Source organism: Cylindrospermum sp. FACHB-282, assembly GCF_014697195.1.
Lineage (GTDB): Bacteria > Cyanobacteriota > Cyanobacteriia > Cyanobacteriales > Nostocaceae > Cylindrospermum.
Genome location: NZ_JACJRJ010000058.1, coordinates 1 through 14,657, shown reverse-complemented (window position 1 = coordinate 14,657; position 14,657 = coordinate 1). Strand labels below are relative to the sequence as shown.

Sequence of the window (14,657 nt, the reverse complement as noted above, 5' to 3'; positions counted from 1 at the left end):
CTTATTGCTGCTTCTCATAGGTTGCCGCATAATGTTCTCTAGCTCGCTTAAGTCTGGCTTCAATCAGTTCAATATCTTGCTTTGGTGTGGCAATACCCCGTTTTGACTTCTTTTGAAAAGCGTGTAGCACATAAACCACACCTGCCAGCTTCACAGTGTAGACAGATCTGTAAGTATTTCCATCAAAATCCTCTACAACTTCCAGCACCCCAGCACCTTTAAATCCTTTGAGCGGTTTTGCTGAAGGATGCTTTTCACCGCATTGAGCTACGTATAGGGCATAACCCATAACCTGCTGAACTTCACCTGGAAACTCTCTCAAATCCTCAAGAGAACTGCCAACCCACTCAACTAGCTTCAACAAAGAACTCCTATCTTTATTAAGATGCTTGCCCTGGCATATATTGTGACAATTATCTATTCTTTATGGTGATGAAAGCGGATGCCCACGAAAATATCATACAAGAACTCAAAGAAGTCTTTTTTCTGCAATAACCCTGAAGTTTGATAACAGCCTTTTTCATCTAAAAGCGGCTTCATAGTGTAGTATGCAGGCTGGTAATTGTACCAGGGAATAGAAGGCCACAAATGATGAATTAAGTGATAATTCTGCCCCATAATCAGGATATTCAGAAATTGTCCAGGATAGACGCGGGCATTTTTCCAGCGATCGCGCTCCACAAAAGGACGATGGGGTAAATAATCAAAAAATAACCCCAATGCTACACCTACCAAAAACGCCGGAATGAACCAAAAATTGAGAATATAGCCCAAAAAGTGGTACTGCACAGAAACATACACAATTGAAATTACAACTAAGCGACTGACAAACCATTCCCATAGCTCATTTTTACGCCACAGTCGCCGTTGAAAGAAAAATACCTCATGGTACAAAAACCGCACCGCAATCAGCCACAGGGGCCCACCAGTAGAAACATAATGATCAGGGTCATCTTGGGGATGATTGACATGACTATGATGCTGCAAATGTACCCGTGTAAACACCGGGAAAGCAAAAGCCAGCATCAAAGCGCTACCATGGCCTAATGCAGCATTGATTAACCGATGCCGATGGGCAGATTGGTGACAGGCATCATGAATCACCGTCCCAGAACAATGCAAGGCTAGAGTATTAATACTAAAACATAGCCAATGGGGCCATTCCCACAGCCAGTAACCAAAGTTAGATAACACCAGCATCGTCACAGCTACTAGAAACAGCAGCAGTGTGGGATTAAAGTCACCAGGAGGCGCTAAAAATTCCTTGGGCGGGATTGTCAGTGGTTTTTGTGCCTCCGACGTGAGCATTACCAACTCCTTGTTGAGCGAATATTACGAATATACGATAAATCTTAGTGAAGAATAAAGTTCTGTAAACTTTTATGGTGGAAGATTTATCCATAACTTTGCTTTTGGGCAGATAAATAACGCTATGATTCCAGACGATACTTATATCCTTGCTGATGGGTAGGGTGCGGCGATTAGCATTGCTTTAACGGAAAAATATCTCTTGGGGAAGATGCAGACAAGATTGGTGTAAGATATCTAGCCTATGCCACTCCCCCTACTGCCCCAATTTCTAACTGCTCACATCTTATTGATATCGCAGTGACTGAAAAGGAGATGCCGTTTAATTTATGATGACTTCCCAGATAGCTCCCTAAATTCAGCCCCTATGCAATTAAGAGATTCTCTACGCCGGACGAAAATTGTCGCAACTATTGGTCCTGCCACCAGCAGCCCAGAAATGCTCAAGGCGATCATTGAAGCGGGTGCAACTACACTGCGGTTAAACTTCTCCCACGGGACTCATGCCGACCATCAGCGCAGTATTCGCTTAATTCGGCAAACCGCTTTTGAATTAAATCAGCCAGTGGCAATTCTCCAAGACTTGCAAGGGCCAAAAATTCGCTTGGGGCGATTTGAAGATGGGTCTATAGTTGTGGCTAAAGGCGATCGCTTCACCTTGACAAATCGCCCAGTTATAGGCTCACAAGAAATTAGCTGCGTCACCTACGATTATTTAGCAGAAGAAGTCCCCGTTGGCGCAAAAATCCTCCTCGATGACGGAAGAGTAGAAATGCTGGTGGAGGATATTAACCGTGACAAAGGTGACTTGCATTGTCGCATCACTGTACCCGGTAAGCTTTCTAACAATAAAGGTGTGAACTTTCCTGGAGTCTACCTGTCGATTAAGGCAATGACCGACAAAGACCGAGAGGATCTGATGTTTGGTCTCGATCAGGGAGTAGACTGGGTAGCGCTTTCCTTTGTCCGCAACCCCCAGGATATGATAGAAATTAAAGAACTAATTTCTAGCACAGGCAAATATGTGCCAGTGGTTGCCAAAATTGAAAAGCACGAAGCGATTGAACAAATGGAGGAAGTGCTCTCTTTGTGTGACGGCGTCATGGTTGCCAGAGGTGACTTAGGGGTGGAATTACCTGCGGAGGATGTGCCTGTTCTCCAAAAGCGGCTGATTGCCACAGCAAATCGCTTAGGGATTCCTATCATCACCGCCACCCAGATGTTAGACAGTATGGTGAGCAACCCCCGCCCCACTCGTGCTGAAGTATCGGATGTGGCAAACGCGATTTTAGATGGCACAGATGCAGTCATGCTCTCCAATGAAACTGCCGTTGGTAGTTTCCCAGTAGAGGCTGTGGCAACAATGGCACGCATTGCCGAGCGAATTGAACAGGAAGATTCACTTACCTGTGCAGCACGCCAGAGAGGAGATAATAAGCGTTCTATTCCCAATGCGATTAGTCAAGCTGTAGGTCAAATTGCCGAACAACTAGGTGCAGCGGCAATTATGACCCTAACGCAAACCGGAGCAACAGCTCGCAATGTCTCTAAGTTCCGTCCCCATACACCCATTTTGGCAATCACACCCCACGTCAATGTGGCACGACAGTTGCAGATGGTGTGGGGTGTGAAACCTTTGTTGGTGCTAGGACTACCTTCTACTGGCCAGACGTTTCAAGCTGCTATCAATGTTGCTCAGGAAAATCAGCTACTGTCTGAGGGCGATTTGGTGGTAATGACCGCTGGCACACTCCAAGGAGTTTCTGGGTCAACAGATTTGATTAAGGTTGAGGTGGTGACTGCTGTACTAGGTCAAGGAATTGGTTTAGGACAAGGTTCAGTGAGTGGTCGCGCCAGGGTGGCTCATACTAGTATGGATGTGAGTAACTTTAATGCTGGAGATATTTTGGTAGTCTCCCGCACCAGCGCCGATTTTATTGAGGCAATTCGTAAAGCTGGCGGGATAATTACGGAAGATGAAAGTCTCACCAGTCACGCAGCGGTGATTGGTTTGCGTCTCGGTGTGCCAGTAATTGTTGGTGTGAAGAAGGCAACTCAAGTAATTCGAGATGGGGCGATTTTGACCCTAGATATGCAACGGGGTTTGGTTTACTCTGGAGCTGTGGGAACGCCTTAAGCAATTCAAAATAGAGCCGACCGCACCGGCGCGAACAAAATTCAAAATTCAAACAAAAAATTATTTTTGAATTTTGAACGGTTCGCGGCAGTCCCTACCCTCAATGTACTCATGAGGTAGTTGACCTAAATCTCTAGTTCCGGTTTGTTGTCAAATGTAACCCGATCATAAATCTGGCGGTGGGGAATTTGGCAGTTTGCTGAATCTAATGTTAAAACTCCATCTTCATCGTCGGATTCACTAAATAGCCAGTTACCTTCTGGTGTTTTGCTAAAATGCTCAATATGAATTTGATATTGGTCAATTAAAATATATTCTTGAAATTCGGGAAGGGAACGGTAATAGGTAAATTTGTCGCCTCTATCTCGACTGCTTGTAGATTTAGAAAGGACTTCAAAGATAATACTAGGATTGATTATTGTATCGGTTCGTCCTTCTTGAAAGATTGCTTGATCTTTGATGATGAGAATATCTGGATATGTGTATTCTCGGTAACGAGGAATCCATAGCCGTAAGTCGCTAAGGAACACTTCATAAGGCTGTTTTTGTAAGCCTAATTCTAGTAGTCTACTCAGGTTGCGGATAATTCGGTTATGATTTATCGAGCCTCCAGCCATTGATACTATTTCTCCATTTCGATATTCGCTGCGGTCTTCAGCAGCCTCTTCATGAGCAAGGTATTCTTCTATAGAATATTGGCGGGTGGGACTTTGCACAACCATCATGATTTATTTGGTATGGGTTTAGCAAGATAGCTTTAGCCTAACATTATAAATAACGGGATAAAACTTCAACGGTGGCTTGTCCTGTTTGTTCCCAACTGAATTGATTGGCTCTAGCGATACTTTGGTGGGAAAGATGCGATCGCAATTTTGAATCATTAGCGATCGCCTCCATAGCTGCGGTGATTTCTCCTGTGTTGTAGGGATTGATGAGAATAGCCGCGTCACCAGCGACTTCTGGTAGGGAGGAAAGGTTGGAAGTGATCACAGGAGTACCGCAAGCCATCGCTTCTAAGACGGGGAAACCAAAGCCTTCCCAGAGACTGGGGAAAACGAGTGCGATCGCCCCATTGATGATTTTTGGCAATTCGCTATAAGCAACATAGTTGAGAAACTTTACCTGATGAGTTATCCCCAGTTGCTCAGCTTGCGTCTGTAAAATCGGGGTGTAACGGCGATCAGTCGGGCCTGCTAGCCATAGTTCATAGTCACCCCTGTTAGGTAATGCAGCAAAGGCAGTAATTAGTCGCTGTAGGTTTTTATAGGAGTCTTGGCGTCCAATGTAGAGAAAGTAGTTGCTGGTGGGTAGATTGAGAAAACGGAAATGTGTGCGATCGTGTGCTAGGGGTATTGGGGTAATTTTGCTAGCCGGAATCTGGAAAAAATCAGTAATGTCCTTAGCAGTGGACTGGGAGTTGCAGATAACGTGTTCCGCTTGGGTGATAACTTGGGGAATGTAGTAGCGATGGTATGGTGTCAACGGTGAAAACCGTTTGGGAAAGCGCAACGGAATAAAATCGTGAACCATCACCACAAAACGGCAGTTGCTATACAGGGGTGCTTCTGGAAGTGGAGAAAATAAAAGGTTAGATTTTAGATTTTTATAGATTTGCGGTAATTTAAATTGCGTCCAAAACAAGCGGCGAAAATGGCCTTTTGTACCTTGACTAGGAGTCAAATTATCTGGGATTGAATAACAGTTAAATTCACGGTAGCTTTCGGCAGTTAATAGAGTAGGGTTAAGAGTTTTTAAATAAGGAAAAACATTCCTAGCATAATTGCTAATCCCTGTTGGTTGAGAGAATAAAATAGATAGATTAATTAATAATGTATTTAACAAGTTTATGCCAACTTATTCAATCGTTTTGGGAAGAATTAACTTATTTTAACTTTTATATAAAATCTGTCTGCCCCAATCAACATAATTATCGTTAAGGGTACAATATTGCTCTAAGCTTAACAATAATTATGTGTAATCAAGCACATTTGATCTTGTTTACGGTTTAACACATATAATAATAAAACAAAATGCGTACTCAGCACCAACGCGATCACCCAATTCTCTCAGCATTTCAACCATTGTTGTGTCATTATCAGTTAAATGACGGACAGGTAAATCTACATTGTTTATGCCCCAATACGGCATTAAAAAAGCACCTTTTGTATCTTTAATTTTGAATCCTACCTGGGTTAGCATTTCTGCTGCTTCTTGAAAGGTAAACTCTTTTATGTGATCAAATGAACACTTAAAATCTTCATATCCAAGCATTCTATTAACACGCAAATGAAGACTATCGCGGTTAGGTGAAGTAACAACAAAAATTCCACCGCTTTTTAATACCCTAAACACTTCCTTAATACAATCTATAGGGTTTGGTAAATGCTCTATTACTTCTCTCGCAATGACAACATCAAACCTGTCTTGTTCAAATTGTAGCTTTAGGGCATCCATTGCTATGAATTTGAAATTTGGTTTTTTGCTATAGGCAATATTTGCCTGAGATACTGCTATTTCTGAAAGATCCGTCCCAATATATTCTTGACATTCATTTATATAAGAGGCACTACCTCCACTTCCACAACCAATTTCGAGTATTGTACTCTCATTCGTTGGAAAAATAGCTGCCATTATATGTCTGGTGAGTTCTTTAGCTCTAATATCATCCCACAAACACACAATATTATAAGCGTCGTGAGAGCTGTATCTGCTATCCATTAATTCTTTAATTTTTGCTACTGAAAGAGTCGAATAATCTGGATTAGCGGCTACACAATCTTGTTTAACTAATTGAACTGCTACTTCAGGTATTTGATTTGTTTCTTTCCTTGTTGATTTAGCTATAACCTGTTCTATGATATCTAGCCTTTTGATTAAAGGTGTTATAATTCGCTCAACTTTCTTAAAGATTAGAGGTAAAATTTGATCAGATCCTTCTTGAACTTTCATATTATCTATAAATGATTGCCAATGACCTAAGGTTTTATCTACTGTAGATAGCTTATGTTCTCTAGAAAAAACAACAAATACTTCATTAGCAAATACAGGGATAAATTCTTCTGTTATCCGTTTTAGAAAAAGGTAGTCTAGTTCATCCATCATCCCCTTATGAATAACCACCCATTGATAGTTAGTCAATTCTGTGTTCCAGTTTGAAGGATAAGGTATCGTATTTGAAAATTTTTCTATAAATTCACTATTAGCTATTATTTTATCTTCATTTTTAATATGGTCTTGTAAAAACTGTGCTGTATTTATCCAGTAGTTATCATTGATTGGAAATGGCATAATTTTCTCCTTAATTCAGCAATGAATCACATTTAGTTAACTAAATAATTTGAGTGTAAGCTTCATACAGTTTCTTAGTATAATTTTCCATACTAAAAAACTCCACTCTTTTTTTGCCTGCTTCTATTAGTTGTGTTTGCATCTGAGGATTGTTTATCAACTTTTCAATTGCCTGTCTAATCTCTTCAGAATTATAAGGATCTATATAAATAGCAGCATCTCCACAAACTTCTGGTAAAGAGGCAATATTAGATGTGATTACCGGACATCCCATGGACATTGCCTCCAAAGGTGGTAAACCAAATCCTTCATATAAAGATGGAAAAACAAAGCAAAAAGCACCTTTATACAAGTAGCTTAAATCTTGCCTTGTTACATATTCAAGTAACTTTACTCTTCTAGTAAATCCCTTACCAAAAATTGCTTCTAATTTGCCAATTTCGCCTTCCCATAACCATCCTTTCTTACCAACAAGCACTAGCTGCATTTCAGTATCTAGTCTACTATAGGCGTCTATTAATCTTCCCACATTTTTTTTGGGTTCTATCGAACCTACAAAAAGAATGTATTTTTTTAACTTAAGTTTATATTTTCTCAAAAATATGGGTACTAAATCATCTTTAATTAACAAATTGTTATCAATTATTGGTTGATATGTTAAGTGAATCTTATCTGGGTCGATGTCGAAGCAATGTAATATGTCTTTTTTTGTATTTTCCGAAATTGTTAAGATTAGTGCAGAGTCTTTAATAGAATTTTTTACAAGATTGAAAAAGAATTTTTTATCGTCTAAAGTTGTATGAGGAAGCTTGAGGGGAATTAAATCATGAATTGTTGTGATCTTTTTCGCATTGTTTACTTTGATAGGAACTGGATACGTTGCATGCCAAATATCTAATTTCTTTTTAATATTTATCTTGGTTTTTATTTGAAATAATTTGTATATATTATTAGCTATTCTGTAACAGTCATCAAGATTAAAAATCTTACCTGAATTGGCTAAATAATCAAAAATATAGTCGGCATCTTGTTTAATAACAAAGTCAGTGACTGGTATTTCTTGTGCCTGATAAAATTTTTGAATAGCTGCGAAAAAAATCATCTTAGCTTTTAGGATAGTGCTATGATTATTTTGTCTATCAAAAAATAAAGCTTCATTTAAAATTAAACTATTACTATTACTATTACTATTACGACTACATAATATATCTACATTTACTCCCAAAGACGTTAAGGCTTTAATTAAAGTAACACCATAGGTTTTTATACCTGTTCCTTCTGTCATTTCTAAATTATATCCATCTACTAATACGTTAATGTCCTGTAATTGCATCAAGTTTTTACCTCAATTTTTTAGATGCTATACTAACTAAATTTATCAGTAACGAAAGGGTTTAATATCCCTTTCCTGCGGAACGCTGCGTGTACGTCTACAGGTAATTTGTATTTGCGTCGGGGTTTAATCCGGTCGAAAACTGTTTTCAATTTTGAATGAGAGAATTTTGAATTCTTTAATCTGTATATTGTGGATTTACAGTGGTAAGGTAATAATCAACAGCTTCACTAGCAAGACCGCAAAATCTTATTTTTCCTTTGTCTAGCCAAACTACCCGCTGACATGACTCACGGATAAATTCCATAGAATGAGACACTACCAAAACCGTAGACTCCCCATGCCAAAAGCTATCAATTCGTTGTTTGCACTTATTTTTAAAACTCTCATCTCCCACGGATAATACTTCATCTAGGATCAAAATATCTGGTTGTATATCAGTAGCGATAGCAAACCCTAAACGCGCTACCATGCCCGAAGATAAACCCTTCACTGGGACTAGAGAATAATCCTGCAATTCTGCAAAATCCAAAATAGACTGCGCTCTTCCTCGCATCTCTGCCCTGGAAAATCCTAAAAGTACACCATAAAGTACAATATTGTCCATCACTGAAATTTCTGGATCAAACCCTGCCCCCAGTTCAATTAAGGGCGCAATTTGCCCGCGTACTCTAACTGAGCCACTGGTCGGTTGAAGAATTCCAGAAATTATTTTCAGTATTGTTGATTTGCCCGATCCATTGGCTCCAATAATACCTAATTTCTCACCCGCATTTACAACCAAATTAATCTGATCTAGTACTAATTTTTTTGCAGGCTGGCGGTATTTACCCTCTAAAACTGATAGCAAAGTCTTCTTGAGGTCATAAGAAAACTCTTCTTGTGTCCGTCGTAAGAGCGAAACTTGATCTAGGCGAATTACTTCCATTTACAGCAAATCCATAAATTGATGTCGCCACAAGTGAAAACAAGACCATCCCAAGGACAAAATAATTATCCCACTGAGTAAGGCTCCCCAAATTAAACCTAAATTTGGTGGTGCTGCTGTTAATGTAATTTGACGCAGGCTTTCAATTATTGGTGATAATGGATTTAATGCTAAAAACTGCTTCACTTGCGGTGGAACAATAGCTGCTGGATAGAATATAGGACTACTGAGCCAAATTACAAATACAACTAATTCATAAAAATAAGGTAAATCTCTAAAAAACACGTATAAAGCGCTTACTAAAAACCCCATCCCTGTAGAAACCAAAACTAGTGCCAGAGAAGGAAATAGCAGCGCCAACACATTGACTAGACTTTTAGAATTAACAAAAGTCATGACTGCCAGTAATGGCAACACCCCAACTGAAAACTGAAACACATTAGCTGCGATCATCGCTAGAGGAAAGACGCTCACTGGCAGCCGAATTTTATTTAAAAGTGAGCCATTACCGACGACACTACTCAATGCTTGAGAGGTAGAAGCTGAAAAAAAGTTGATTACCACTAGACCCGTAAAGGCTGCCAATACATAGTTTAGTATCGAGTTGCCATAGTACGACGCAAAGGTTGCCCCAAAAATCGCAGTGTACAACCCTGTCATAATCAACGGGTTCAACAGTGACCAATACACGCCTAAAAACGAACCCCGGTAGCGGACTTTCAGATTCCGCGCTACTAAAACGTGCAGCAATTCCCAATAGCGCCGCACTTGCAACCAAGTTGAATTACCTTTAAGCGAAACCGTCATTCTAAAACACCACCACACACCACAGGGAAGTTATTCGCGCATCTTATACTATTGGAGTACACTTTGCCGCATTAGCCTACCATACTTTATTTTAAAAAGCACTGTTAAATGAAAAAATGATGAACTACCACTTTCATGAGGAAGTTAGCCGATTTGACTGCTCAATTTTTTCAGGTCGTAATCAACCATTAACTCGACTAATTGATTAAAGGTGTACTCAGGCTGCCAGCTGATCTTGGTTTTAATTTTATCGATGCAACCAATCAGCTGTACTGGTTCGTCAGGGCGATAAAAAGCAGGATCAACTGAGACATAATTTTGCCAGTTTAGATTGACGTAATTGAATGCACACTCAACAAGTTCTCTAACAGAGTGGGTTTCACCACTGGCGATGATGTAGTCGTCGGGTTTTTCTTGCTGCAACATTAGCCACATGGCATAAACGGCATCTTTGGCGTAGCACCAGTCACGTTTGGCATCTAGGTTGCCTAATTTGAGTTCATTTGCCAGACCAAGTTTGATTTGGGCAACTGTGTGTGTGATTTTGCGAAATACAAATTCTGTACCCCGTCTAGGGGATTCGTGAGTGTAGGTGATGCCGCAGCAGGTGTAGAGGTTATATTTTTGCCGATAGTTGTCAGTTATCCAGTGGGCGTAAGCTTTGGCAGTACCATAGGGGTTGCGGGGACGGAAGGCGGTGAGTTCGGTTTGGGGTGATTCGTCGGGTTGACCGAAGACTTCACTACTGGAGGCTTGGTAGAATTTGGCATCTGGTTTGCAGCGACGAATGGATTCTAGGAGCCGGGAGACGCCGAGGGCTGTGTATTCGGCGGTGAGGGCTGGTTGTGTCCACGATAGGGGAACGTAGCTTTGAGAGGCTAGGTTATAGATTTCGTCAGGTTGTGATTCTGCGATCGCATCCATCAAGGAAGATTGATCTAGGAGGTCGCCAGAGAGGATTTGGATGTTGCCTGAGAGGTGGTTGATGCGATCAAGGTTGCTGGAGCTGGAGCGACGGACTAGACCAGAAACTTGGTATCCTTTGCCTAAGAGTAATTCTGCCAGATAAGAACCATCTTGTCCAGTTAGTCCCGTAATCAGAGCTTTTTTCACAAAAATATTTTTAACTGTTTATTTTACTTAACTCAAATTATCTGGGTCAACTCCGAGCGATCGCAAATGTGCCGCTAATTTTTGCGATCGCATCTGCTCTTGTTCTAACCTTAATTCCGCCGCAGATGCTTGCTGCTGTGCCGCAGATGCTTGCTGCTGTGCCGCCATAGCAGCTTCCTCTGGTGTCGGCACTAAATCACCATCAGATGTAAAGTAGCGCAGTTTACCCTCTTCTACCCCCAAATACAGCCCCAGCACATCGCTCCAACGGTATCCCCGCCCATTTGGTAAAATTTCCTGGTACTTGTTACCTACCAATTCAAAACCGGCAAATTCGCCATTTTCCGGCGAAAACCAAAAATACTCTGGTGTGTGAAATCGGTTTTCATAGAGGCTTTTCTTCAAGTTACGGTCAATATTAGCCGTACTCTCAGAAAGTAATTCAATAATCAAATCTGGATAACGACCATCTTCTTCCCAGACAACCCAAGAACTACGGGGTCGTTTTTCAGTGTCCTTGACTAAAAAAAAGTCTGGCCCCCGGAAATCGCGATTTCGCAACTGCTGGCGGCTAAAATAAATCGTCAGATTCGCACCAATAAAAAAATCTTCGCGGTCGCGCCACAGCCATTCTAGGCAGGTCACTAGCAGCAGTAGCTGCATATAATGTAACGAAGTTTCCATTTCTGGCTCATCACTTAACAAATGAGTGGCATCGGGCATCTGCTGTTCTAGCTGTTGCGCTGTGACAAACATGGGTTTCATTAAAGTTATCCAAAATTGGTCAGCCTTATCCAAAATCTACTCGTTAGATGGGTCAAATCGGTGCTTTTTGGGGCGTCACCCAAGATTTTCTGTGAAAAGGAGATTATATAAGCCGCCAAAAACCGAAGGAACCGCCAATTTTGGACAGGTTTTTTCCAAGGGTGTGTATCTGCTTGGTTGCCAGTTTAATTTTAAGCGATTTGGTCAGTTGTCAGTTATTAACCTATCAGCCTAGATCAATCTGAATGTGTGACTCTTGAGGCACGGATTCAGCTACACTGAGATTTGGTTTATTGCGTTGTGATATGGAAATCGGACAAAAGGTTAAGGTCTTTCGGTTACGCGATCGCGTATCTTCCCCTATCGTTAAAAAACTAGGACAAGTGGGCATCATCCAAGACTACAAAGTTACTGATGGTTGTGGTATTGGTGTGGTGGTGCTGTTTGACGACAATTCGTCCACCTGGTTTTTTGAAGATGAAATCAAAGCTGTGCAATAGAGAGAACTCAGCGTAGGCTTTTTTGCTGATCTGAATTTTTTAGCATCAGCCGAGAAGATTTGTTGAGTGTTAAGTTGGAGTTGAAAAGATCGGCGGTAATTGAGAATCAAGTAATGGCCCTAATACTGACATTTTTGGGTAAAAGCGGCATCACTCGTACCAAAATTGCGATCGCCGCGGCCAAGCTATTGGCAAGTCAAGGCAAGCGCGTACTCCTAGCAGGACTTGCAGAGCCAACATTGCCCATCCTCCTAGGTACGAACATTGCTGCCGACCCCCAGGAAATCGCTCCCAATTTACAATTCGTACAGTTTCAATCATCTGTACTGCTTGAACGCAACTGGGAGGAAGTGAAAAAACTTGAGGCCCAATATCTCCGCACGCCTATCTTCAAAGAAGTTTACGGTCAAGAACTGGTAGTATTACCAGGAATGGATAGCGCCCTAGCTCTGAATGCGATCCGCGAATATGATGCCAGTGGTAAATATGATGCGATCGTCTACGATGGCACAGGTGACTCTTTCACCCTGCGGATGTTGGGACTACCAGAGTCTTTGAGTTGGTATGTGCGGCGATTTCGGCAATTGTTTGTCAACTCAGACTTGGGGAAGGCGATCGCAGAATCGCCATTGATTCAACCACTAATTAGCAGCTTTTTCAATGTTAACTGGACAGCAGATAACTTCGCCCAGCCTACCAATCAAGCTAATAATTTCTTAGAAAAGGGTAAAGCTGCTCTGGCTGACCCCCAACGCCTCGCCGCCTTCTTGGTGACTAGCGAAGACCCGATTGAGGTGGCAAATGCCCGTTATCTTTGGGGTAGCGCTCAACAAGTTGGTTTAATTGTTGGTGGTGTCATTCTGGTGTCCTCTGAGCCAAAGGTCAATCTGTCAGCAGATTTTACTCCTTTATCTGTAAGCGTGGTTCCCAACTCGCCAACTGGTGATTGGCAACCGCTGATAGATGCCCTACCCAACTTTGTGGAGCAAGCAAGACAAGCTCCCAAACCAATGGAAATTGACATCCATAATCGTCAAGTACGCTTGTTTTTGCCAGGATTTGACAAAACACAAGTCAAGCTCACCCAATATGGCCCAGAGGTCACTGTGGAAGCAGGAGATCAACGGCGCAATATCTTCCTACCCCCTGCCCTGAGTGGCAAGCCCGTCACGGGAGCTAAGTTTCAGAATAATTATTTGATAATTTCTTTTTAGCTAATAGGTAATGGGTAATGGGTGATAGGGAATGGGTAAATAGTTTTTTCCTTTTTCCCAATTACTAATTACCAATTACCAATTACCAATTACCTAACCAGCTTATGTCCGAATCAACTCCTATTACCCCAAATCCCAATCCATCTGAGGCACTAGACTCAGTAGTAATTAATCCCAGTGACCAGGCAATAGCCACTGCTACTCGCAGTGCTAAAACCAGGCAGATGCTGGGGATGAAAGGTGCAGCACCAGGGGAAACTTCCATCTGGAAAATCCGGTTGCAACTGATGAAACCGATCACTTGGATTCCCCTAATTTGGGGTGTAGTCTGTGGTGCGGCTTCTTCTGGTAACTATATATGGTCGCTGGAAAATGTGTTGAAGGCAGCAACCTGTATGTTGTTGTCTGGGCCGCTGCTTGCGGGTTACACCCAAACCCTGAATGATTACTACGATCGCGAAATTGATGCGATCAATGAACCATACCGCCCCATCCCCTCTGGGGTAATTTCTGAACGCCAGGTAATTACGCAGATAGTATTATTATTCTTGTCGGGGATTGGCTTGGCATTTATTTTAGATGTGTGGGCTGGTCATGAGTTCCCCAATGTCACAGCCCTGGCTGTGTTTGGTTGTTTTATCGCCTATATTTATTCTGCACCCCCCCTAAAACTTAAGCAAAACGGCTGGTTGGGAAACTATGCCTTGGGAGCCAGTTACATTGCTTTACCTTGGTGGGCGGGTCATGCTTTGTTTGGTGACCTCAATTGGAAGATTGTGGTTCTTACCTTGTTTTACAGCTTGGCAGGATTAGGTATTGCCATTGTCAATGATTTCAAGAGTGTAGAAGGCGATCGCCAATTAGGCTTACAGTCATTACCAGTTATGTTTGGCATCACTACTGCTTCCTGGATTTGTGTAGTGATGATTGATTTATTTCAAGGCTTGGTGGCTGCTTATCTGGTCAGTATCCATGAGAATTTGTACGCAGCAATTCTCGTCTTGTTAATCATCCCGCAAATCACCTTGCAGGATATGTATTTCCTTCGTGACCCTGTGGCCAATGACGTTAAATACCAAGCCAGCGCCCAACCTTTCCTGGTTCTGGGAATGCTGATAACTGGTTTAGCACTGGGTCATGCTGGTGTTTAATTTAACGTAACGCGAAAGTCCCCACCTTGCGAGTACGCTCTTATGTGGGGATGAATAGCGGGAAATTGCGAAAACCTCTCAAATGTTTTTGAACGTAGTTCAAACAGTGCGGA

14 protein-coding genes are annotated in these 14,657 nt (G+C 41.7%); 4 read left to right on the top strand and 10 right to left on the bottom strand.

What is annotated here, in order from left to right:
• Position 1: 1 nt before the first annotated feature.
• Together H6G32_RS22760 and crtR are read right to left on the bottom strand one after the other, a co-directional pair.
• Positions 2-361 (bottom strand): type II toxin-antitoxin system RelE/ParE family toxin, encoded by a 360-nt coding sequence (locus tag H6G32_RS22760; protein WP_441306996.1) that lies wholly within the window; start codon positions 359-361, stop codon positions 2-4.
• A gap of 56 nt (positions 362-417) precedes the next feature.
• Positions 418-1,308 carry a beta-carotene hydroxylase gene (gene crtR, locus H6G32_RS22755; RefSeq protein ID WP_190462421.1) on the bottom strand — a complete coding sequence of 297 codons (891 nt, stop codon included), beginning with the start codon at positions 1,306-1,308 and terminating at the stop codon, positions 418-420.
• A gap of 367 nt (positions 1,309-1,675) precedes the next feature.
• On the opposite strand from crtR, the gene pyk reads away from it, so the two are divergent.
• The gene (gene pyk / locus H6G32_RS22750; protein WP_190462419.1) at positions 1,676-3,445 is read left to right on the top strand and encodes a pyruvate kinase; all 1,770 of its coding nucleotides are present in this window, start codon (positions 1,676-1,678) and stop codon (positions 3,443-3,445) included.
• Between the two features lie 125 nt (positions 3,446-3,570).
• Here pyk and H6G32_RS22745 read toward each other — a convergent pair whose 3' ends face one another.
• The 8 genes from H6G32_RS22745 to H6G32_RS22710 form a co-directional block, all read right to left on the bottom strand.
• Entirely contained in the window at positions 3,571-4,167 is a 597-nt protein-coding gene (locus tag H6G32_RS22745) for a Uma2 family endonuclease (protein ID WP_190462471.1), read from the bottom strand.
• Between the two features lie 46 nt (positions 4,168-4,213).
• Positions 4,214-5,287: a glycosyltransferase family 4 protein gene (locus tag H6G32_RS22740; protein ID WP_190462417.1), complete on the bottom strand. Its 1,074-nt coding sequence runs from the start codon at positions 5,285-5,287 to the stop codon at positions 4,214-4,216.
• Between the two features lie 156 nt (positions 5,288-5,443).
• Positions 5,444-6,733, bottom strand: coding sequence for a class I SAM-dependent methyltransferase (locus tag H6G32_RS22735; RefSeq protein WP_190462416.1), 1,290 nt, complete (start codon positions 6,731-6,733; stop codon positions 5,444-5,446).
• A 40-nt stretch (positions 6,734-6,773) separates the two neighbouring features.
• Positions 6,774-8,066 (bottom strand): glycosyltransferase family 4 protein, encoded by a 1,293-nt coding sequence (locus tag H6G32_RS22730; RefSeq protein ID WP_190462415.1) that lies wholly within the window; start codon positions 8,064-8,066, stop codon positions 6,774-6,776.
• Between the two features lie 178 nt (positions 8,067-8,244).
• Entirely contained in the window at positions 8,245-8,994 is a 750-nt protein-coding gene (locus tag H6G32_RS22725; RefSeq protein WP_190462414.1) for an ABC transporter ATP-binding protein, read from the bottom strand.
• A complete protein-coding gene (locus H6G32_RS22720; protein ID WP_190462413.1) occupies positions 8,995-9,801 on the bottom strand; it encodes an ABC transporter permease in 807 nt (268 codons plus the stop codon).
• 144 nt (positions 9,802-9,945) lie between these two features.
• The gene (locus H6G32_RS22715) at positions 9,946-10,914 is read right to left on the bottom strand and encodes a GDP-mannose 4,6-dehydratase (protein ID WP_190462412.1); all 969 of its coding nucleotides are present in this window, start codon (positions 10,912-10,914) and stop codon (positions 9,946-9,948) included.
• 27 nt (positions 10,915-10,941) lie between these two features.
• Positions 10,942-11,670: a Uma2 family endonuclease gene (locus tag H6G32_RS22710; RefSeq protein WP_190462469.1), complete on the bottom strand. Its 729-nt coding sequence runs from the start codon at positions 11,668-11,670 to the stop codon at positions 10,942-10,944.
• A gap of 314 nt (positions 11,671-11,984) precedes the next feature.
• On the opposite strand from H6G32_RS22710, the gene petP reads away from it, so the two are divergent.
• The 3 genes from petP to chlG all read left to right on the top strand — a co-directional run bounded on the left by petP (position 11,985) and on the right by chlG (position 14,544).
• Positions 11,985-12,179, top strand: coding sequence for a cytochrome b6f subunit PetP (gene petP, locus H6G32_RS22705; RefSeq protein ID WP_015206939.1), 195 nt, complete (start codon positions 11,985-11,987; stop codon positions 12,177-12,179).
• A 113-nt stretch (positions 12,180-12,292) separates the two neighbouring features.
• On the top strand, positions 12,293-13,393 hold the full coding sequence (locus tag H6G32_RS22700) for a Get3/ArsA fold putative tail anchor-mediating ATPase NosAFP (RefSeq protein WP_190462411.1): 1,101 nt from the start codon (positions 12,293-12,295) through the stop codon (positions 13,391-13,393).
• 104 nt (positions 13,394-13,497) lie between these two features.
• The gene (chlG, locus tag H6G32_RS22695; RefSeq protein WP_190462410.1) at positions 13,498-14,544 is read left to right on the top strand and encodes a chlorophyll synthase ChlG; all 1,047 of its coding nucleotides are present in this window, start codon (positions 13,498-13,500) and stop codon (positions 14,542-14,544) included.
• Positions 14,545-14,657 lie beyond the last annotated feature (113 nt).

Coding starts and splice junctions, on each gene's coding strand:
- crtR (WP_190462421.1), bottom strand. CDS start 1,308: ATGCTCACGTCGGAGGCACAAAAACCACTGACAATCCCGCCCAAGGAA.
- pyk (WP_190462419.1), top strand. CDS start 1,676: ATGCAATTAAGAGATTCTCTACGCCGGACGAAAATTGTCGCAACTATT.
- H6G32_RS22745 (WP_190462471.1), bottom strand. CDS start 4,167: ATGGTTGTGCAAAGTCCCACCCGCCAATATTCTATAGAAGAATACCTT.
- H6G32_RS22735 (WP_190462416.1), bottom strand. CDS start 6,733: ATGCCATTTCCAATCAATGATAACTACTGGATAAATACAGCACAGTTT.
- H6G32_RS22730 (WP_190462415.1), bottom strand. CDS start 8,066: ATGCAATTACAGGACATTAACGTATTAGTAGATGGATATAATTTAGAA.
- H6G32_RS22725 (WP_190462414.1), bottom strand. CDS start 8,994: ATGGAAGTAATTCGCCTAGATCAAGTTTCGCTCTTACGACGGACACAA.
- H6G32_RS22720 (WP_190462413.1), bottom strand. CDS start 9,801: ATGACGGTTTCGCTTAAAGGTAATTCAACTTGGTTGCAAGTGCGGCGC.
- H6G32_RS22710 (WP_190462469.1), bottom strand. CDS start 11,670: ATGTTTGTCACAGCGCAACAGCTAGAACAGCAGATGCCCGATGCCACT.
- petP (WP_015206939.1), top strand. CDS start 11,985: ATGGAAATCGGACAAAAGGTTAAGGTCTTTCGGTTACGCGATCGCGTA.
- H6G32_RS22700 (WP_190462411.1), top strand. CDS start 12,293: ATGGCCCTAATACTGACATTTTTGGGTAAAAGCGGCATCACTCGTACC.
- chlG (WP_190462410.1), top strand. CDS start 13,498: ATGTCCGAATCAACTCCTATTACCCCAAATCCCAATCCATCTGAGGCA.